We start from the raw sequence: 18,621 nt of genomic DNA on the forward strand, positions 1-18,621 counted from the left end.
ATTCCAGATTCATGCAACAAATGTTTCATGGCCGAGCCCGCGAAATCCTCGCCTTTGAGCGAACTGCGCATCGCATTGCCATCGCTTCCCCTGCGCCTGCAGGAGGTCGGCCGCTTCGTCGCCGCCAATGATTACGACGCCACCACCCGCTCGATGCGCGACCTCGCCGCGGAAGCCGGCGCCGATCCCGCCGCGTTCACACGGCTTGCCAAGGCGATCGGCTATTCCGGCTGGGACGATCTCCGCGCGGCGCTGACCGAAGCGCGGCGGCCGTCGCAGACCTCGCCTTTCTCCGCCAGGGCGAAGGGCCGGCGTCATGGCCCCAACGCCGATGTCGCGCTCGTCATCGACAAGCTCGCGGCCGAAGGCGCCGGCCTGCCACGTATTCCGGCGCAACCCATCGCGGAAGCGGCCCGTGCGCTGCACGAGGCCAAGCGAATCTGGATCGCCGGCTACCGCAGCTGCCGCAGCGTCGCGGAGCTCTTGAACTACGAGCTGCGGCTGTTCCGCCCGGAACAGGTGCAGCTCGTCGGCGCATCCGGCCCCGACGATCTCGATCTCGGCGCCTTCCGTCCCGGCGAAGCCGTCATCGTCGTCGGCTTCCTGCCCTACACGAACGCGAGCGTGCGGGTCGCGCAAGCTGCTCATCGCGCCGGCGCAACGTTGATCGCGATCGCGGACAGCCTCTCGGCACCGATGGCCGAGGGCGCCGACCAGGTGCTGCTGTTCGAGGCAGCCTCGTCCCCCGGCTTCTTCCCCAGCCTCACCGGCGCCATCGCGATCGCGCAGTCGCTTGCTGCGGTGACGTTCTCGCTCGGCGGCACCGCCGCGAAGAAGCGCCTGGAACATACCGAAGCGCGGCTCGCCGCGGCCTCCACCTACGTCTCAGAGAAAGGTTGACCCATGAGCACCCGCACCAGCCGCGTGCTGCACCGCTCGCTCCGCGAAACGCCGCCCAAGGCGATCGGCGGCGAAGCCGTCTATCTCTTCGCCGAGGACGGGCGCCGGGTGATCGATGCGTCCGGTGGCGCCGCGGTGTCCTGCCTCGGGCACCAGCATCCGCGCGTGATCGCGGCGATTGCCAAGCAGGCCTCGACGCTGGCCTATGCCCATACCGCCTTTTTCTCGTCCGAGCCGGCCGAGGCGCTCGCCGAAAGGCTGGTCGGGCACGAGCCGGGCGGCCTCGGTTACGCCTATTTCGTCAGCGGCGGGTCGGAGGCGATCGAGGCCAGCATCAAGCTGGCGCGGCAATATTTCATCGAACGCGGCGAGCCGCAGCGGCAGCATTTCATCGCGCGGCGGCAGAGCTATCACGGCAACACGCTCGGCGCGCTCGCCGCCGGCGGCAATGCCTGGCGCCGCGCACCCTATGCGCCGCTGCTCTCGGCCGCGTTCAGCCATGTGACGCCGGCCTTCGCCTATCACGAGAAGCACGACGGCGAGACCGATGCACAGTTCGTCGCGCGCCTTGCCGCCGAACTCGAGGCCGAGTTCCAGCGACTTGGTCCCGACACGGTCGCAGCATTCCTCGCAGAGCCCGTTGTCGGCGCCACCGCCGGCGCGGTGACGGCGCCCGACGGCTATTTCAAGGCGATGCGCGAGATCTGCGACCGGCATGGCGCGCTGCTCATTCTCGACGAGGTCATGAGCGGCATGGGCCGCACCGGCACGACGCACGCCTGGGAGCAGGAAGGCATCGCGCCTGACATCCAGGCGATCGCGAAGGGTCTTGGCGGCGGCTACCAGCCGATCGGCGCGATGCTCGCGAGCAGAGAGATCATCGACACCATCCGGTCAGGCTCCGGCGCGTTCCAGCACGGCCACACTTATCTCGCCCATCCCCTCGCCTGCGCAGCCGCGCTCGCGGTGCAGGATGTGATCCGCGAGGACCACCTGCTCGACCGCGTGAAGGAGCGCGGCAAGCAGCTCGAGCAGAGGCTGACCGAGCGCTTCGGCAATCACCGCCATGTCGGCGACATCAGGGGGCGCGGCCTGTTCTGGGCGATCGAGCTCGTCGCCGATCGCGCCAGCCGCACCTCGTTCGACCCGGCGCTCAAGCTGCACCAGAAGATCAAGGCGGAAGCCTTTGCCGGCGGGCTCGGCTGCTATCCCGGCGGCGGCACCGTGGACGGCGTCCGCGGCGATCATGTGCTGCTGGCGCCGCCCTATATCGCCTCGGCAGACGAGATCGATCAGATCGTCGACAAGCTCGGCACGGCCGTCGACAATGTGTTGCGTAGTGTCAATCACTGAGGGGAGAGTAGAATGAGGAAAGTGGTTATCGCAGCGGGCGTGCTCGCGGCATCGACGGTTGTCGCATCCGCGGCGACGCTGGACACGGTGAAGAGCCGCGGCACGCTGGTATGCGGCGTCAGCGCCGGCTTTGCCGGCTTCTCCGCACCTGACTCGCAAGGCAATTACAAGGGTCTCGACGTCGACTATTGCCGCGCGCTCGCGGCCGGCGTGCTCGGTGATGCCAGCAAGGTGCGCTACGTCTCGCTGACGGCGCAGAACCGCTTCACGGCGCTGCAATCGGGCGAGATCGACGTGCTCTACCGCAACTCGACCCAGACCTATTTGCGCGGCGTGACGCTGGGCCTGCGCCAGGGTCCGATCAATTTCTACGATGGCCAGGGCTTTGTCGTGAAGAAGGACCTCGGCGTGAAGGAGCTGAAGGACCTCAAGGGCGCCACCGTCTGCGTCGCGCAGGGCACCACGCATGAGGTCACGCTCGGCGACTACGGCCGCGCCAACGGCATCGACTGGAAGCCGCTGGTGTTCGACCGCGTCGACACCATGTACCAGACCTTCTTCGGCGGCCGCTGCGATGCCATGACCCAGGACGCCTCCGCGCTTGCCGGCGCCGTGACGACCGCCGCGCCGAACCCGGCCGATTACGTCGTGCTGCCGCAGACCATCAGCAAGGAGCCGCTCGGCCCCTTCACGCGCAACGGCGACGAAGTCTGGAGCGACATCATCACCTGGCTGCATTACGGCCTGATCGAGGCTGAAGAGCTCGGCGTCACGCAAGCCAATGTCGAGGAGATGACGAAGTCGCAGACCCCCGCGATCCAGCGCCTGCTGGGCGCCACCGGCGATCTCGGCTCGCGGCTCGGGCTGGACAACAAATGGCTGGTCATCGCGATCAAGGCCACCGGCAATTACGGCGAGATCTACGAGCGCAATGTCGGCAAGGCGAGCCCGCTCAAGCTCGAGCGCGGCCTCAACGGCCTCTGGAGCAAGGGCGGCTTGATGTACGCCGTGCCGTTCAAGTAAGGAAGCTCTCACCCCACCCCTCTCCCCGTAAGAACGGGGAGAGGGAGACGAGACATACGATGCGTATCGCCCTGATCCACGCCCTCAAGCACTCCATCGCCCCGATCGAGGCGGCATTCGCGCAGGCGTGGCCGGAGGCGCGGCTGATGAATCTGCTCGACGACAGCCTGTCGGCGGATCTGGCCCGCGACGGCGCACTCAACGATGCCATGACCGAGCGCTTCCTCGCGCTCGGCGACTATGCGGCGGCGACCGGAGCAAATGCGATCCTGTTCACCTGCTCGGCCTTTGGCCCCTGCATCGAAGCGGTGGCGCGGGCGCATGCGCCGATGCCGGTCCTCAAGCCCAATGAAGCGATGATCGAGCGTGCCGTGACGATGGGCAAGCGGATCGGGCTGCTCTCGACCTTCCCGCCGACGCTGGTGTCGATGCCGCCGGAGTTTCCCGCCTCCGTCCAGATCGTGCCGAAGCTCGCCGAGGGCGCGCTGGCGGCGCTCGACCGCGGGGACCGCGCCACGCACGACCGGCTGATTGTCGAAGCATCAAAAGACCTGCGCGATTGCGACGTCATTGCGCTGGCGCAGTTCAGTATCGCGTCGACGGCCGCGCTGGTCGCGGAGGCCACCGGCCGTCCCGTGGTGACAACGCCAGACAGTGCAGTCGAGAAGCTCATGAGGCTGCTGAAGGCGAAAGCCTAAGCGCCGGCCTTCTTCTGGCGCCGCGCGTCCTTGATCGCGACCGCGAGCGCCGCCTTCGTCTCGTTGACAAAATCCTCGACCAGCTCCTCGCGCGTCGCGTGCGCCGACTCGCCGGTGAACAGGCCCTGCTCGGCCAGCATCACCACTCCGTGCAGCGCGGCCCAGATCTTCAGGGCCTGCCGCTCGCGCAAATAGCCGACGGCGGGCGATTCCAGCGCTTCGATCACGAGCCCGAACGTCTCGCGCGTCGCCGCGTGCAGCTCGCTGTCCTTGGCCGCGCATGACACGATGCGGGATGCGAACATCAACCGGTAGATGCCGTTGCGGCGCAGGCCGAAATCGAGCGTCGCCTGCGCCAGGCGCGACAGCTTCGATTGCTTCGACGGTTTCGCCATCGCCTCGCGCAGGATCGCGCTGAGCTGCCGGAACGCTTCGGCCGTCGCCGCCGCAAGCAGCGCCTCGCGATCGGCAAAGTGCCGGTATGGCGCCGGCTGCGAGACGCCGAGCTGCTTTGCCAGCGCCTTGATGCTGATTGCTTCCACCCCGCCCTGCTCCGCCTCGCGCAACGCGGCCTTGATCAGAGCGTCGCGGAGATCGCCGTGATGGTAGGTCTTCTCGGGCTTGCGAGCGAGTTGTGAGCGCATGTTGCGGTCAAGCCTATAAGTTTGCGCTTGACAGGGGAAGCCTGTCGCGAATGTAATAGCATATAACTTAGAATAAGCCGCAAATGTCGCGGACAAGATAGACACGAGGAACGCGCCGCCCTTCCGGCCCCGCGCATACGACCGAGGAAGCCGCCATGACAGAGCGACTGAGGGTTCACGTCGATCCCGACAAGTGCCAGGGCCACGCACGGTGCAAGGCGCTCGCGCCGGAGCTGTTCGAGCTCGACGAATACGGCAACGCCCATGAGGCTGGCGATGGCGTCGTTCCACCGGGCCTCGAAGACAAGGCCTGGCTTGCCAAATCCAACTGCCCGGAAATCGCAATCGATGTGATCGAAGAGTAGCGGGGAGCTCCCCGCGCCCCGCGAGTTGCCAACGAACGCGAGCTACAAGGGATTTTCGAGATGTCCGACGTCAGCCAGCCCGCCGCCCATCCGCCCGTGACCGACTGGGTCCATGATTTCGACCACACCGACCCGCAATGGACCGACGACCCCTTCCCGATCTGGGAAGAACTGCGCGCCGCCAGTCCCGTCGTACATACCGAGCGGTTCCTCGGCTGCTACATGCCGACGACCTACGAAGCTGTGCGCGCGATCGCCAATGACACCGAGCATTTCTCGTCCCGCCGCATCATCGTCCGCGACGTGCGGCCGGAGATCACCAGCAGGAATGCCGCCCCGCCGATCACGTCCGACCCGCCCGTGCACAAGCCGGCCAAGCAGCTGCTGCTGCCGCCTTTCACACCGGACGCGATGAAAAAGCTCGAGCCGCGGGTGCGCGCCATCTGCAACGAGCTGATCGACGGATTCATCGCCGAGGGCCGGATCGATGCGGCGGACCGCTACACCAAGCACATCCCGGTGCGCGCAATCGCGCACATGCTCGGCATTCCCGAGACCGACAGCGACCTCTTCATCAACTGGATCCACATGATCCTCGAGCTCGGCATCAAGGACGAGAACGTGCTGCTCCAGGCGGTGCAGGAGATGAGCGCCTATTTCAGCGGACACATCGAGGAGCGCAAGAACAAGCCGACCAACGACCTGATCTCCTATTTGATGAATGCGAAGGACAAGGAGGGCAATCCGCTCGAGGATTCCCACGTGCTGGGCTCGCTGCGGCTGCTCCTGATCGCCGGCATCGACACCACCTGGAGCGCGATCGGCTCCTCGCTCTGGCATCTGGCCAAAACGCCTGTTGACCGCGAGCGGCTGATCGCCCAGCCCGGGCTGATCCCGACCGCGGTGGAGGAATTGTTGCGCGCCTATTCGCCCGTCACGATGGCCCGCGAGGTGGTCAAGGAGACCACGATCTCGGGCTGCCCGGTCAAGACGGGCAACATGGTGCTGCTGTCCTTCCCGGCCGCCAACCGGGATCCAAAGATGTTTCCGGACGCTGACAAAGTCGTGATCGACCGCCGCGAGAACCGCCACGCCGCCTTCGGCCTCGGCATCCACCGCTGCGTCGGTTCCAATCTTGCACGCATGGAGATGCAGGTGGCGCTGGAGGAATGGCTGAAGCGGATTCCGGACTTCGCCCTGGATCCGGCAGGCACCGTGACCTGGTCCCAGGGCACGGTGAGAGGCCCCCGCCAGTTGCCATTTTTGCTGGAAAAGGCGATGTAGACCTTTCCGACAGAGATACTGAGAGGCCGGACGTGACTGAGCAAGCAATCCAACCGGCCTCCGACCACATTGACCTCGCCGACGCCGAACGCCGGATCAAGGCGATCTTCATCGGCTCGATCGGCAATCTCGTCGAGTGGTACGACTTCTACGCCTACACCGCGTTTGCGCTCTATTTCGCCCCGGCGTTCTTCCCCGGCAATGACCCCGTCGTACAGCAATTGAATGTCGCCGTGGTGTTCGCGGCGACCTTCCTGATGCGCCCGCTGGGCGGCTGGTTCTTCGGCTACCTCGCCGACCATTTCGGCCGGCGCATCTCGCTGACCCTGTCGGTCGTCTTCATGTGCTTCGGCTCGCTGATCATCGCGCTGACGCCGACCTATGCGACGATCGGATTCGCAGCGCCGGTGATCCTGGCGCTCGCCCGCATCATCGAGGGCCTCAGCCTCGGCGGCGAATACGGCGCCAGCGCCACTTACCTCAGCGAAGTTGCCGACCCCAGGCATCGCGGCTTCTATTCGAGCTTCCAGTACGTCACGCTGATCGGCGGCCAACTCACCGCGATCATCGTGCTCCTGCTCCTGCAAAAGGTCTTCCTCACGCCGGAGGAACTGAAGGCCTGGGGCTGGCGCATCCCGTTCGCGATCGGTGCGGCGCTCGCGATTTTTGCCGCAGTGATGCGGCGCAATCTGCACGAGACCGAGGCCTTCGAGGAAGCCAAGAAGGTCGTGAAGCCGACCGGCTCGCTCGCCAATCTGCTGCGCTATCCGCGCGAGCTGCTGCTGGTGGTCGGCCTCACCGCCGGCGGCACCGCGGCGTTCTACACTTTCACCACCTACATGCAGACCTTCGTCAAGCTCTCGGTCGGATTGACCGAGGACCAGACGACTTTCGTGATCTTCGGCACGCTGATCTTCGCCACCATCCTGCAGCCGATCTACGGCGCGATCTCCGACAAGATCGGCCGCAAGCCGCTTTTGATCTTCTTCGGTGTCGCCGGCACGCTCGCGACCGTGCCGCTGCTGATGACGTTGAAGGAGACCAAGTCGCCGTTCATGGCCTTCATCCTGATCTGCTGCGCCTGGCTGTTCGTCGCCGGCTACACCTCGATCAACGCGGTGGTGAAGGCCGAGCTGTTCCCGACCAATGTCCGGGCGCTCGGCGTCGGCCTGCCCTATGCGATCACGGTCTCCATTTTCGGCGGCACCGCGCCGGCGATCGCGCTCTATTTCAAGAGCATCGGGCACGAGGACTGGTTCTATTACTATCTCGCGGGCATTATCTGCCTGTCGCTGATCATCTATTCCACCATGCGCGACACCAAGCACGCCTCCGCGATGCATCGCCACGAGTAGCCCATTCACGAGTAGCCTATGGCTGACGAGACGCCATCCGACAGCAAGCTGACGCGCACCAAGGAGAAATGGGCGCGCGAGGGCCGCTTCCTCACCGGCAAGGTCACGCGTCCGGAGGACCAGCGTCTGCCGCCGGGCCAGCATCTGACAAACGACTGGCCGGTGCTCGATCTCGGCGTCGTGCCGCCGGTGTCGCGCGAGCGCTGGCGGCTCGACGTCTACGGCGCGGTCGACAATCCCGTGTTCTGGAGCTTCGCCGAATTCGCTGCGCAGAAGCAGGCGCAATTCACCTCCGACATCCACTGCGTGACCACCTGGTCGCGCTATGACAATCAATGGGAAGGGCTCGCGACGCGCGAGCTGCTAGAAGCCTGCCGGCCGCGCGAGGATGCACGCTTCGTCGTGCTGCATTCCTATGACGGCTACACCACCAACCTTGCGCTGGACGATTTTGCCGCCGAGGACGCGCTGCTCGCCCATAGCTGGTCAGGCCAGCCGCTGTCCGACGAGCATGGCGGCCCGGTGCGGCTCGTGGTGCCGCATCTGTATTTCTGGAAGAGCGCCAAATGGCTTCAGGCCATCGAATTCCTGACCGAGGACGCGCCGGGTTTCTGGGAAGTCCGCGGCTATCATAACCGCGGCGATCCCTGGGCCGAGCAGCGCTATTCGGGCGACTAGACTTCGAACAAGAGCGGGGAAGAACCATGGCAACGGAGCGCTTTCAATTCACCGGCGAAGATGGCCATCAGCTCGCGGCCGCGCTGGAATTGCCGGACGGTGAGCCCGCGGCTTACGTGCTGTTCGCGCACTGTTTCACCTGCGGCAAGGACACGCTCGCGGCCAAGCGCATCTCGGTTGCGCTCGCCGCCAGAGGCATCGCCGTGCTCCGCTTCGACTTCACCGGGCTCGGCTCCAGCGAAGGCGATTTTGCCAATTCGACGTTCTCCTCCAACGTCGCCGATCTCGTGCACGCCGCCGATCATTTGCGCAGCGTCCGCAAGGCGCCGTCGATCCTGATCGGCCACAGCCTCGGCGGCGCCGCGATCCTCGCGGCAGCCGGAAAGATTCCTGAAGCCAGGGCGGTCGCGACCATCGCGGCACCGTCCGATCCGGCTCATGTCACGGGTCTCTTCAAGGAGCATCTCGACAACATCCGCGCGCAGGGCGAGGTCGAGGTTTCGCTCGCAGGGCGCCCGTTCCGGATCAAGCGCGAATTCCTCGACGATATCATCGAGCACGAGCTGATGAAGGACGTCACCGGCTTGCACAAGGCGCTGCTGGTGATGCATTCGCCTGTCGACGACACCGTCGGCATCGACAACGCCACAAAGATTTTCCTTGCGGCAAAGCACCCCAAGAGCTTCGTCTCGCTGGATCACGCCGATCATCTGCTGACCAAGCCGGCCGACGCGCTCTACGCAGCCGATGTGATCGTCGCCTGGGCAAGCCGCTACATCGACATGGCAAAACCTGCGAAGGCGATGGACCTCCCCGAAGAGCCGCGCAGGGTCGTGGTTCAGGAGACCCGCAAGAGCAAGTTCGACCAGATCATCACCGTGGGCCCGCATCACCTGATCGCGGACGAGCCGAAGGCTGCCGGCGGCGAGGATGCCGGCCCCGGCCCCTACGACTTCCTGCTCGCCGGTCTCGGCGCCTGCACCTCCATGACCATGCGCCTCTATGCCGACCGCAAGTCGCTGCCGCTCGATCGCGTCACGGTGACGCTGAAACATTCAAAAATCTACGCCAAGGACTGCGCGGAGTGCGAGACGCGCGACGGCATGCTCGACCAGATCGAGCGCGATATCGCGATGGACGGCGCGCTCGATGCAGAGCAGCGCAAGAAGCTGATGGAGATCGCCGACAAGTGCCCGGTGCACCGGACGCTGACCTCGGAAATCCGCATCGTGACAAAGGCCGTGGAGTGAACTGGCGCGCTAGAAGCACGACGCCATCGTCCGCAGCGCCGCGCTGATCTCGCTCTCGCGCCAGGCCGCAAAGCCGAGCAGCAGGCCGTGATCGCGCGGCCGGCCAAGCGCAAGACTCGATAGAGCGCGCGTCTCAACGCCTGCTGCGACCAGCCGCTTCACGGCCGCCTGATCGGCCCGGCCGCGCTTGAGGCGCGCGACGAGCTGGATCCCGCCCGAGGGCACCTCGACCGAAAGCACCTCGCCAAATTGGCGCTCCAGTCCCTCGGCGAGATGATCGCGGCGCGCATGATAGAGCCGGCGCATCCGGCGCAGATGCGCGAGGAAGTGCCCGTCGGCGATGAACTCGGCCAGCGCTTCCTGGATGTGGCTGGACGCGATCAGCCCGATGTGCCGCTGCGCGATCTCGAGGGTGCTGACCAGCGCGGGCGGCGCGACGAGATAGCCGAGCCGGATATCCGCCGTCATCGCCTTGGCGAAGGTGCCGACATAGAAGACACGGCCATGGGCATCGAGCCCTTGCAGGGCCGGCACCGGGCGGCTGTCGTAGTGAAATTCGCCGTCGTAATCGTCCTCGACGATCCAGGTCTTGCCGGGCATGCTTGACCTAAGAAATTCGGTGCGGCGCGCCAGCGACATCAGCCGTCCGGTCGGATGCTGATGCGATGGCGTCATGAAGATGAGCTTTGGCGCCGCCAGTCCCGGCATCCGCTGCATGCCCTGCTCGTCCAGCCTGATGCCGGTCACGCGCGCGCCGGAGGCGCGGAAGGCGGCAGCCGCGCCGGGATAGCCGGGATCCTCGACCCAGACCTCGTCACCGGGCGAAATCAGCGCAGCCGCGATCAAGGTCAGCGCGGCCTGCGCGCTCGGCAGGATCAGGATCTGGTCTGCCGTAGCGCGAACGCCTCTGCTGGTCGCGAGATAATGCGCCAGCAACTCGCGCAGGCGTGGCCGGTTGATCGGTCCGAGCTCACGCCTCGCCGCACGCACGGCACTGCGGCGCAGGCAGCGCGCCCAGACCTCGTTCGGAAACTCCCTGGAATCGCCATGGCCCGGACGCAACGGTTTCAGCGACGCCTGATAGGACATCGGCCAGTCGGTCTGCTTGAGCTTTGCGGCCCACGGCGAGAGCCGCGGCTTGGCGGCACGCGCACCCGCGGCGCTCGTCGCCTTGCCAGGCTCGCCGCCATCGACCGTGACGACCGGACGGCGTCCGTGCGAAGCCTCGAGATATCCCTCTGCGGCGAGCTGCTCGAACGCATAGGTGACAGTGTTGCGCGAGACGCCGAGATCGCTGGCAAGGCGGCGGCTCGACGGCAGCACGCGGCCTTTGCCGAGACGGCCACCCGCGATCAGGCTGCGGAGCTGGCTGGTGAGCTGCGCCATCAGCCCCTGGTCGTCGGCCCGGTTCAGGTCGATCAGGGCGGAGATCATACCGTCTGAAACTGGCACCTTATTATTCTCCGATCTGGCACTGTTTCAGGTGCCAATGACGATGCTATCCGGCGCACTGGACTGCTTCAAGGACCTCCGAGATGAACTCTCTGTCACCCCGTGCGGCCATCGGCCTGTTCCTGATCGTCGTCGTGGCCTGGGGCGTGAACTGGTCGGTGACGAAGCAGCTCGTCCAGTTCTTTCCGCCGCTGTGGACGTCAGCGATCCGGAGTTGGATCGCGCTGGCCGGATTGTTCGTGATCCTCGGACTGAGCAACAATCTGGTGATCCCGGAGCGGCGCGACATGCCGGTGGTGCTGAGCGTGGCGCTGCTGCACATGACGATATTCTCGGTCCTGGTTGCGGCCGGTGTGCGCTTCCTGCCCGCGGGCAAGGCCATCGTGCTCGGCTACACCACCCCGCTCTGGGTCGCGATCGCCGCGCCGTTGCTGGGGAAGGATACCTTGACTGCGCCAAAGCTCGCCGGCGCGCTGCTTGGATTGATCGGCCTCGCCGTGATCCTGAACCCGACCTCGATCGACTGGACCAACATCAACGTCCTCATCGGTGCCGGCATGGTCATCCTGGCCGCGATCTCCTGGGCGGCGAACATCATCTATATCCGCGCGCATCGCTGGATCGCCTCCCCGCTCCAGCTTCTGATCTGGCAGGTGCTCGTCGCGACGATCGTGCTGACAGTCAGCGCGACGGTCGCCGATGGGCTGCCGCACGCGGAATGGTCGTGGAAGCTCGTGCTGCTATTTCTGTATTCCGGTCTGATCGGGACAGCGCTGGCCTATTGGGCGATGTCGATGGTCAACAAGAGCATCTCGGCGTTGACGACCTCGCTCGGCACCACTGGCACGCCGCTCGTCGGCATCGCCGCCGCCGCGATCCTGCTGGGTGAGCCGATCGACACCAGCCTTGCGATCGCCGCCGGACTGATCGTGACTGGCATCGCTCTCGCAACGCTCGGCGACCGGCTGCTGCGCGGTCAGGCCACCGCGAGCGGCTGAACGCGCAAGCTCCCGCGCAGACCTGCCGTGGTGCCGAGCACGATGCCGGCAACGGCGACGAACGAGCCCAGCGCGAGCGTCGATAGGCCGGTGAGCCCCTGCCCGATCGAACAGCCGAACGCCATCACGCCGCCGATGCCCATCAGTGCACCGCCGCCGCCTGAACGCAGCATGTGGCGCGGCGAGGAATAGCCTTCGAGATGGAAGCGGCCGGTGGCGAGTGCAGTGACCAAGCTACCGGTGAAGACGCCGGCGACCGTCGCGATGCCGAAATTGAGCGTCAGGCCGGTCGAGAGCATCGCGTATTGCAGGCTATCGGCGATCGGCGCAATGAAGGTCAGCGACGTCACCGGCACGGGGTTGAAGTCGTCGGCACCGAGATAGCCGGTGACGTACCAGCCACCGGCGACGAGAAGACCGACGATGATTCCCGCCGCGATCTGGCCCGGCGAGCGGCGGAACGGCGGATGGGCGAAGGCGAACAGGACCAGCGCAAGAACGATCGCGGCAGCGGCCAGCGCGCGCGCAACCGCCTCCGTGAAACCGAGCGTCGCCAGCAGCGACGGCAGCGAGTTCGCATTGACGGTCATCTGCGAAGCCTGAACCATCGCGATGCGCGCAGGTGCGACCAAGCCCTTCAGCGTCATCTGCGCGGCGATCCCCAGCACGATCACGACGACGAAGGAGCGGAGATTGCCGCGGCCGAGCAGCACCAGCGCGCGCGAGCCGCAGCCATTCGACAGCACCATGCCGTAGCCGAACAGCAGGCCGCCGAGGAACAGCACGGGCACCGAAAAGGTTGGTTGCAGATAGATCGACTTGCCGAGATCGACCATGCCGTTGCCGGCAAGGAGCTGGCTCGCCGCGATCGCGACCGCGATCGCCAATGCATAAGAGCGCACCAGCCGCCCGTCTCCCTTCGTCAGCCAGCCGCGCATGCTGCTCATCAGGCAGAAGCCGCTAAGGAGGCCGACGGCGCCGTAGACGAGGCCGATGACGAGACCGGCGAGGACGACGAGTTGGGTGGGTTCCATCGTTACGGCTTCAGGATCACACGGTCGCGCGACGAGCCGGCGACGGCAACGTATGCTTCCTTCACGCGCTCCAGCGGATAGATCGCGTTCGCCTTGATCGGGAATGGCTTGAGGTGGCCGCTGGCAAAGCCCGGGCCGAGATCGCGCAGCACCGCACCTGTCGTGGCCGAGGACAGCCCAAGCGTGTCGATGCCGACATAGGTGTGCTGCCCGCGATAGAATTCGAGGATGTTGAACTGCACGATGCGGTCGATCGCGGCGATCAGGATTTGGCGGCCGCGAAGAGCAAGCGACTTGTGTGCGGCCTGGAAGTAGGGATCGCCGACCGTGTTGAAGACGACGTCCGCACCCTTGCCGCCGGTCAGTTCGCGCACGCGCGTGGCGACATCGGTCGCGGAGGCGTCGATCACTTCGATGGGCGCGTTGGCGTGACCTTCGTAAGCTTCCGCCTTGCGCACCACGCCGATGACGCGCGCGCCCTGCCAGGTCGCGATCTGCACGGCGGCCTGGCCGACCTTGCCGTTGACGCCGAACACCAGCACGGTGTCGCCGCTCTTCGGCACGCCGGCGCGGCGAAAGCCCTCCATCGCGGTCACGAAGGGCACGCCGATGCCGGCGGCCTCCTCCCAGGACACCGTCTTGGGCTTCTCCACGACCGCATCGGCCTCGACGACGAGATGGCTTGCGTGGGTACCGTCGCGGCGGATGCCGAGATCGCCGGAGGAGCCGAACACTTCGCGTCCCATCGTGCCGGCCGGTCCGTCGATCACCACGCCGGCATAGTCGCGGCCCGGTGTGCGCGGGAACACGGCATAGGGCATCAGCCCGGTCGCAGCCTTGACGTCGGACGGGTTGACGGCAGCAGCCTTCACCTCGATCAGGAGATCATTGGGACCGCGCGCCAGCGTATGGTGCTCGACCACCGGCGCAAGCGCGCCGGCATTCTCGGCCTTGGCATTGAGGCGCACGCAGCGCGCTTCGATGGCTTTGGGATCGGCTGATGACATGGAAAGACCCGCGATTTCTCGCGGGCCTTGTCGCCCCTGGGGGCGGTCAAGTCAATCCGTCAAGTCAGTCCTTGGGCCGCTTGTCGTAGAGGCGCTTGGCCTTGCCGAGCGAACGCTCCAGCGTGGCCGGCGCGACCACCTGGACCCTGGAGCTGATGCCGATCGTATTCTTGATATGGGTCGAGACCCGGTCGGCATGGTCGACGAGGCCCCGGCCGTCCCAGCTCTCGGGCCGCGCCTCGGCGATGATGGTCAGCTCGTCCATGCGGCCCTCGCGGGTCAGCTCCAGGATGAAGTGGCCGCCGCACCAGTCCGTCGCGAGCAGCACCTCCTCGATCTGGGTCGGGAACAGATTGACCCCGCGCAGGATGATCATGTCGTCGGAGCGGCCCGTCACCTTCTCCATGCGCCGCATGCCCGGCCGCGCCGTGCCCGGCAGCAGCCGCGTCAGGTCGCGGGTGCGATAGCGGATCACCGGAAAGGCCTCCTTGGTCAGCGAGGTGAAGACGAGCTCGCCCTTCTCGCCATCGGGCAGCACCGCACCGGTCTCGGGATCGATCACCTCCGGATAGAAATGGTCCTCCCAGATGTGCAGACCGTCCTTGGTCTCGATGCATTCCTGCGCGACGCCGGGACCGATCACCTCGGACAGGCCATAGATGTCGGTCGCGTCCATGTCGAAGGCGTCCTCGATCTCGCCGCGCATCGCGTTGGTCCAGGGCTCGGCACCGAAGATGCCGACTTTGAGCGAGCACTGGCGCGGATCGAGCTTCTGACGCTTGAACTCGTCGAGGATCGCGAGCATGTAGCTCGGCGTCACCGTGATGATGTCGGGCCGAAAGTCGTTGATGAGCTGCACCTGCCGCTCGGTCATGCCGCCGGAGATCGGCACCACCGTGCAGCCGAGCTTTTCGGCGCCGTAGTGAACGCCGAGACCGCCGGTGAAGAGGCCGTAGCCATAGGCGTTGTGGATGATCATGCCGGTGCGGCCGCCGGCGGCGCGGATCGAGCGCGCCATCACCTCGGACCAGGTGTCGATGTCGCGCTGGGTGTAGCCGACAACGATCGGCTTGCCCGTGGTGCCCGAAGAGGCATGCACGCGCACCAGTTTTTCACGCGGCACCGCGAACATGTTGAAGGGGTAGTTGTCGCGAAGGTCCGTCTTCACGGTGGACGGAAATTTCGCGAGATCAGGGAGCTCGCGAAAATCGGACGGATGCACGCCGGCCTTGTCGAACGCCTTGCGGTAATGCGCGACGTTGTCGTAGGCGTGCTTCAGCGACCAGGCTAGGCGCTGCGTCTGCAACGCCATGATCTCGTCGCGTGACGCACGCTCATGCGCGTCCATCTCGGCACTATAGGCGTTGCCGCCTTCCTTGAGCCTCGTCAGAGCCATCCTCGTTTCCCCACATGGATTTGTTCTTTTCTTTATTGATCTTGCGTCGGCAGCCACGTGCCGGGAATGACACGCGAATGCCCGCGGAATTCCGCGATGACGGTATCGCCAGCGGTGACGCGCACGTCGTAGATGCCGGAGCGGCCGCCACGGGTCACCTCGCGCGCCTTCGCGACGAGGCGGTCGCCGAGCCTGCCGGGCTTGATGAAGGTGATCTGCCCCTGCGCCGCCACCACGCGCTCGTTGTGCGAGTTGCAGGCGAACGCAAAGGCAGAATCGGCGAGCGTGAAGATGAAGCCGCCATGGGCGATGCGCTGGCCGTTGACCATGTCCGGCCGCACCGTCATTGCGAGCGTCGCAAAGCCCGGGCCGATTTCGACGATCTCCATGCCGAGACCTTTGGACGCATCGTCCTCCGCCCACATCGCATCAGCGCAGGCGCGCGCAATATCCTGAGGTGACAGGGCGGCTTTGACGTTCACGCGCTTCTCCCGGTCAATCGTTTGCTCATGATGTTCTGCTGCCTGGTCAAAACTGTCAAACGTGGTCGTAGTCGACCACGACGCGCGCGGAGGCTGGCTTGGCCTGGCAGGTCAGGACAAAGCCGGCCTTCAGCTCCCATGGTTCCAGCGAATAGTTGAGGTCCATCGGCGCCTCACCCTCGACCAGCTTGGCGCGGCAGGTCGAGCACATGCCGCCCTTGCAGGCGAAGGGCAGATCGACGCCGGCGCGCAACGCGGCATCGAGGATCGCTTCGTCCTCGGCGACCGGCACGTCGCGGCGCTTGCCGTCGATGATCAGGGAGGCGATCGCCTTCGGCGGCGCATCGGGCGCAACGGCCTTCTTCGGCCGCGGCTTGCCGCCGAACTCGGAGACGAAACGCTCGACGTGGATGCGCTCATCCGCGATGCCGAGATCGCGGCAGGTCACTTCGATCTCCTCGCTCATGCCGAGGGGACCGCAGATGAAGACGTGGTCAACGCTTGTTGCCGGCACCAGCGAGCGCAGCAGCACCCTCACCTTGTCGCCATCGAGCCGGCCATGCAGGATCGGGATGTCCTGCTCCTCGCCGGAGATGACGTGGAAGAGCGAGAGACGATCGATGAAACGATCCTTGAGCTCCTCGAGCGCCTCGAGGAACATGATGTTGTCGGTGGCGCGGTTGCCATAGAACAGGAAGAAGCGGCTATACGGCTCGCGCGCGAGGATGCCCTTGACGATCGACAGGATCGGCGTGATGCCGGAGCCCGCGGCGAAGCCGACATGGATGCGCCCCGCTTCGGCAGGCGGGACCACGCCAAATCGCCCCGTGGGCGTCATGACGTCGAGCTGGTCGCCGCATTTCAGCTCATCCGCGGCCCAGCTCGAAAACGCGCCGCCGTCGATCTTCTTCACGGCGATACGGATCTCGCCGTCATCAGGGCCGGAGCAGATCGAATAGGAGCGGCGCACCTCTTCGCCGTCGAGCATGGTGCGGAGGGTGAGGTACTGGCCGGGCGTGAAGGCGTAGTCGTCGGCGAGTTCACCGGGGATGGTGAAGGTCATTGAAACCGCATCCGACGCCTCGCGGCGGAGATCGGCGACGGCCAGGCGATGGAAGCGTGGTGCGGCTGCGGACATGGTCAATGACACTTGAAATAATCGAAGGGTTCGCGGCAGGCCTTGCAGCGCCACAGCGCCTTGCACGAGGTCGAGCCGAACTCGGACAGCAGCTCGGTCTTGCTGGAGCCGCATTGCGGGCACGCCACCGCCTGCCCGCCGAACAGCGCGCGGCGTGAACTTGAAGCTTGCGGCGGCGCGATGCCGTAGGCACGCAGCTTCTCGCGTCCCTCCTCGCTCATCCAGTCGGTGGTCCAGGCCGGCGACAGCACCGTGCGCACCTTCGGACGACGAAAGCCGGCACGCTCCAGCGCGACCTCGATTTCGAGTGCGATCATGTTCATGGCCGGGCAGCCTGAATAGGTCGGCGTGATCGCGACCTCGACGTGGTCGCCGTCGATGACGACATCGCGGAGCACGCCGAGATCGGCGATGGTCAGCACAGGAATTTCGGGATCAACCACGCTCGCCGCGGTATCCCAGGCGCGCTGGCGCAGCTCGCTGTCACGGTCCAGCACCGTCACCATGTGAGCCCCGGAAACGTTCGCTGCATCGATTGCAGCTCGGACAGGAGATGGCCGAGATGCTCGCTGTGCCGGCCGGCGCGGCCGCCCTGCTGCGTCCAGTCGTTCTGCGGCAGCGCGAGCGTGGCTTCGCCGACGACATCAGAGAGAATTGTCAGCCAGCGGCCGCGCAAGGTCCCGGGCTCGATGGCGATACCGGCATGAATCAGCGCGCGCTCGCCATCATCGACGGCGAACATCTCGCCGGTGAAGGCCCAGAGGTGATCGATCGCAGCCTGCGCACGTCGATGGCTTTCGTCGGTGCCGTCGCCGAGCCGGATGATCCATTCCGAGGCATGGCGCAGATGATAGGCGCTCTCCTTCTCCGACTTGGCGGCAATCGCCGCCAGCGTCGCATCGCGCGAAGTCATCATCGCGCGCCAATAGAGATCGGCGAAGGCGGAATAGAAGAACTGCCGCACCAGGGTCTGGGCGAAGTCGCCATTGGGCTGCTCGACCAGCAGCAGGTTGCGGTACTGCCTGACGTCACGCAGGTAAGCGAGCTTGTCCTCGTCGTTGTCCCTGCCTTCGACCTTGGCGGCATAAGTGTACAGCTCGCGAGCCTGGCCGATCAGGTCGAGCGCGATGTTGGAGAGCGCCATGTCCTCTTCCAGCATCGGCGCATGCCCGCACCATTCCGATAGCCGGTGACCGAGGATCAAAGCGTCGTCGGCGCGGCGCAGCGCGTAGAGCACCAGCGGCGTTTCAGAGACCTGGATGTTGGCGCTCGCCATCACATGTGCCCCACTTCTTCCGGCACCTCATAGAATGTGGGGTGCCGGTAGATCTTCGATTCCGCCGGCTCGAACATCATGCCCTTCTCCGCGGGATCGCTCGCGGTGATCGCGGTGGACGGCACGACCCAGATCGACAGGCCCTCGCCGCGGCGGGTGTAGATGTCGCGCGCGGCCTGCAAGGCCATTGTCGCATCGCTCGCGTGCAGCGAGCCGACATGCTTGTGCGCGAGCCCGTTGCGGCTGCGAATGAAGACTTCCCACAGCGGCGTGTTCGGCGTGGCCATA

General features: G+C 65.7%; 20 protein-coding genes. 10 read left to right on the forward strand and 10 right to left on the reverse strand.

Translation table 11 applies throughout. The features are described 5' to 3' along the window. Window positions 1-27 precede the first annotated feature (27 nt). The 4 genes from AAFG16_RS34310 to AAFG16_RS34325 are packed head-to-tail and all read left to right on the forward strand — an operon-like array spanning window position 28 to window position 3,974. The gene (locus AAFG16_RS34310) at window positions 28-900 is read left to right on the forward strand and encodes a MurR/RpiR family transcriptional regulator (RefSeq protein ID WP_342732450.1); all 873 of its coding nucleotides are present in this window, start codon (window positions 28-30) and stop codon (window positions 898-900) included. 3 nt (window positions 901-903) lie between these two features. Beyond that, complete coding sequence (locus AAFG16_RS34315; RefSeq protein ID WP_342732452.1) at window positions 904-2,253, forward strand: aspartate aminotransferase family protein; 1,350 nt, start codon at window positions 904-906, stop codon at window positions 2,251-2,253. A gap of 12 nt (window positions 2,254-2,265) precedes the next feature. Then, the gene (locus tag AAFG16_RS34320) at window positions 2,266-3,276 is read left to right on the forward strand and encodes an amino acid ABC transporter substrate-binding protein (protein ID WP_342732454.1); all 1,011 of its coding nucleotides are present in this window, start codon (window positions 2,266-2,268) and stop codon (window positions 3,274-3,276) included. 59 nt (window positions 3,277-3,335) lie between these two features. Continuing rightward, window positions 3,336-3,974 carry an aspartate/glutamate racemase family protein gene (locus tag AAFG16_RS34325; protein ID WP_342732456.1) on the forward strand — a complete coding sequence of 213 codons (639 nt, stop codon included), beginning with the start codon at window positions 3,336-3,338 and terminating at the stop codon, window positions 3,972-3,974. Here the strand turns inward: AAFG16_RS34325 and AAFG16_RS34330 are convergent. Then, window positions 3,971-4,618, reverse strand: coding sequence for a TetR/AcrR family transcriptional regulator (locus tag AAFG16_RS34330; protein WP_283080870.1), 648 nt, complete (start codon window positions 4,616-4,618; stop codon window positions 3,971-3,973). The two genes, AAFG16_RS34325 and AAFG16_RS34330, sit on opposite strands and share 4 nt — an antisense overlap. A gap of 155 nt (window positions 4,619-4,773) precedes the next feature. On the opposite strand from AAFG16_RS34330, the gene AAFG16_RS34335 reads away from it, so the two are divergent. The 5 genes from AAFG16_RS34335 to AAFG16_RS34355 are packed head-to-tail and all read left to right on the forward strand — an operon-like array spanning window position 4,774 to window position 9,550. After that, window positions 4,774-4,983, forward strand: coding sequence for a ferredoxin (locus AAFG16_RS34335; protein WP_027558597.1), 210 nt, complete (start codon window positions 4,774-4,776; stop codon window positions 4,981-4,983). A 60-nt stretch (window positions 4,984-5,043) separates the two neighbouring features. Further along, the gene (locus AAFG16_RS34340) at window positions 5,044-6,267 is read left to right on the forward strand and encodes a cytochrome P450 (RefSeq protein WP_342732460.1); all 1,224 of its coding nucleotides are present in this window, start codon (window positions 5,044-5,046) and stop codon (window positions 6,265-6,267) included. A gap of 32 nt (window positions 6,268-6,299) precedes the next feature. Next, complete coding sequence (locus AAFG16_RS34345) at window positions 6,300-7,622, forward strand: MFS transporter (RefSeq protein ID WP_283080872.1); 1,323 nt, start codon at window positions 6,300-6,302, stop codon at window positions 7,620-7,622. 18 nt (window positions 7,623-7,640) lie between these two features. Next, on the forward strand, window positions 7,641-8,300 hold the full coding sequence (locus tag AAFG16_RS34350; protein WP_342732462.1) for a sulfite oxidase-like oxidoreductase: 660 nt from the start codon (window positions 7,641-7,643) through the stop codon (window positions 8,298-8,300). Window positions 8,301-8,326: 26 nt separating this feature from the next. Continuing rightward, entirely contained in the window at window positions 8,327-9,550 is a 1,224-nt protein-coding gene (locus AAFG16_RS34355) for a bifunctional alpha/beta hydrolase/OsmC family protein (protein ID WP_342732464.1), read from the forward strand. 9 nt (window positions 9,551-9,559) lie between these two features. Here the strand turns inward: AAFG16_RS34355 and AAFG16_RS34360 are convergent, their stop codons facing one another. Continuing rightward, a complete protein-coding gene (locus AAFG16_RS34360; RefSeq protein WP_342741013.1) occupies window positions 9,560-10,984 on the reverse strand; it encodes a PLP-dependent aminotransferase family protein in 1,425 nt (474 codons plus the stop codon). A gap of 101 nt (window positions 10,985-11,085) precedes the next feature. Between AAFG16_RS34360 and AAFG16_RS34365 the strand changes: the two genes are divergently transcribed. After that, the gene (locus AAFG16_RS34365; protein WP_342732466.1) at window positions 11,086-12,000 is read left to right on the forward strand and encodes a DMT family transporter; all 915 of its coding nucleotides are present in this window, start codon (window positions 11,086-11,088) and stop codon (window positions 11,998-12,000) included. On the opposite strand, the gene AAFG16_RS34370 is transcribed toward AAFG16_RS34365, so the two are convergent. From AAFG16_RS34370 to paaB, 8 genes are all read right to left on the reverse strand, one after another. Beyond that, window positions 11,979-13,034 carry a YeeE/YedE family protein gene (locus tag AAFG16_RS34370; RefSeq protein WP_342732468.1) on the reverse strand — a complete coding sequence of 352 codons (1,056 nt, stop codon included), beginning with the start codon at window positions 13,032-13,034 and terminating at the stop codon, window positions 11,979-11,981. The genes AAFG16_RS34365 and AAFG16_RS34370 overlap by 22 nt on opposite strands. Before the next feature lie 2 nt (window positions 13,035-13,036). Continuing rightward, window positions 13,037-14,041: a zinc-binding alcohol dehydrogenase family protein gene (locus AAFG16_RS34375; RefSeq protein ID WP_342732470.1), complete on the reverse strand. Its 1,005-nt coding sequence runs from the start codon at window positions 14,039-14,041 to the stop codon at window positions 13,037-13,039. A gap of 64 nt (window positions 14,042-14,105) precedes the next feature. Continuing rightward, complete coding sequence (gene paaK / locus AAFG16_RS34380) at window positions 14,106-15,437, reverse strand: phenylacetate--CoA ligase PaaK (RefSeq protein ID WP_342732472.1); 1,332 nt, start codon at window positions 15,435-15,437, stop codon at window positions 14,106-14,108. A gap of 32 nt (window positions 15,438-15,469) precedes the next feature. Further along, window positions 15,470-15,919, reverse strand: coding sequence for a hydroxyphenylacetyl-CoA thioesterase PaaI (gene paaI, locus AAFG16_RS34385; RefSeq protein ID WP_342732474.1), 450 nt, complete (start codon window positions 15,917-15,919; stop codon window positions 15,470-15,472). 55 nt (window positions 15,920-15,974) lie between these two features. Further along, window positions 15,975-17,057: a 1,2-phenylacetyl-CoA epoxidase subunit PaaE gene (paaE, locus tag AAFG16_RS34390; RefSeq protein WP_342732476.1), complete on the reverse strand. Its 1,083-nt coding sequence runs from the start codon at window positions 17,055-17,057 to the stop codon at window positions 15,975-15,977. Window positions 17,058-17,059: 2 nt separating this feature from the next. Beyond that, window positions 17,060-17,563, reverse strand: a complete 504-nt coding sequence (gene paaD / locus AAFG16_RS34395) for a 1,2-phenylacetyl-CoA epoxidase subunit PaaD (protein ID WP_342732478.1) — start codon at window positions 17,561-17,563, stop codon at window positions 17,060-17,062. Beyond that, window positions 17,557-18,333, reverse strand: coding sequence for a 1,2-phenylacetyl-CoA epoxidase subunit PaaC (paaC, locus tag AAFG16_RS34400; RefSeq protein WP_342732480.1), 777 nt, complete (start codon window positions 18,331-18,333; stop codon window positions 17,557-17,559). The genes paaD and paaC overlap by 7 nt, the downstream gene beginning before the upstream one ends. Beyond that, window positions 18,333-18,620: a 1,2-phenylacetyl-CoA epoxidase subunit PaaB gene (paaB, locus tag AAFG16_RS34405; protein ID WP_008136594.1), complete on the reverse strand. Its 288-nt coding sequence runs from the start codon at window positions 18,618-18,620 to the stop codon at window positions 18,333-18,335. Before paaB ends, paaC begins: the two co-directional genes overlap by 1 nt. Window position 18,621: the final 1 nt, after the last annotated feature.

Source organism: Bradyrhizobium sp. B117 (assembly GCF_038969555.1).
Classification (GTDB): Bacteria; Pseudomonadota; Alphaproteobacteria; order Rhizobiales; family Xanthobacteraceae; genus Bradyrhizobium.

Coding starts and splice junctions, on each gene's coding strand:
- AAFG16_RS34355 (WP_342732464.1), top strand. CDS start 8,327: ATGGCAACGGAGCGCTTTCAATTCACCGGCGAAGATGGCCATCAGCTC.
- AAFG16_RS34325 (WP_342732456.1), top strand. CDS start 3,336: ATGCGTATCGCCCTGATCCACGCCCTCAAGCACTCCATCGCCCCGATC.
- AAFG16_RS34375 (WP_342732470.1), bottom strand. CDS start 14,041: ATGTCATCAGCCGATCCCAAAGCCATCGAAGCGCGCTGCGTGCGCCTC.
- paaE (WP_342732476.1), bottom strand. CDS start 17,057: ATGTCCGCAGCCGCACCACGCTTCCATCGCCTGGCCGTCGCCGATCTC.
- paaB (WP_008136594.1), bottom strand. CDS start 18,620: ATGGCCACGCCGAACACGCCGCTGTGGGAAGTCTTCATTCGCAGCCGC.
- AAFG16_RS34330 (WP_283080870.1), bottom strand. CDS start 4,618: ATGCGCTCACAACTCGCTCGCAAGCCCGAGAAGACCTACCATCACGGC.
- AAFG16_RS34370 (WP_342732468.1), bottom strand. CDS start 13,034: ATGGAACCCACCCAACTCGTCGTCCTCGCCGGTCTCGTCATCGGCCTC.
- AAFG16_RS34365 (WP_342732466.1), top strand. CDS start 11,086: ATGAACTCTCTGTCACCCCGTGCGGCCATCGGCCTGTTCCTGATCGTC.
- AAFG16_RS34340 (WP_342732460.1), top strand. CDS start 5,044: ATGTCCGACGTCAGCCAGCCCGCCGCCCATCCGCCCGTGACCGACTGG.
- AAFG16_RS34350 (WP_342732462.1), top strand. CDS start 7,641: ATGGCTGACGAGACGCCATCCGACAGCAAGCTGACGCGCACCAAGGAG.
- AAFG16_RS34320 (WP_342732454.1), top strand. CDS start 2,266: ATGAGGAAAGTGGTTATCGCAGCGGGCGTGCTCGCGGCATCGACGGTT.
- paaK (WP_342732472.1), bottom strand. CDS start 15,437: ATGGCTCTGACGAGGCTCAAGGAAGGCGGCAACGCCTATAGTGCCGAG.
- AAFG16_RS34310 (WP_342732450.1), top strand. CDS start 28: ATGGCCGAGCCCGCGAAATCCTCGCCTTTGAGCGAACTGCGCATCGCA.
- AAFG16_RS34315 (WP_342732452.1), top strand. CDS start 904: ATGAGCACCCGCACCAGCCGCGTGCTGCACCGCTCGCTCCGCGAAACG.
- AAFG16_RS34360 (WP_342741013.1), bottom strand. CDS start 10,984: ATGATCTCCGCCCTGATCGACCTGAACCGGGCCGACGACCAGGGGCTG.
- AAFG16_RS34335 (WP_027558597.1), top strand. CDS start 4,774: ATGACAGAGCGACTGAGGGTTCACGTCGATCCCGACAAGTGCCAGGGC.
- paaC (WP_342732480.1), bottom strand. CDS start 18,333: ATGGCGAGCGCCAACATCCAGGTCTCTGAAACGCCGCTGGTGCTCTAC.
- paaD (WP_342732478.1), bottom strand. CDS start 17,563: ATGGTGACGGTGCTGGACCGTGACAGCGAGCTGCGCCAGCGCGCCTGG.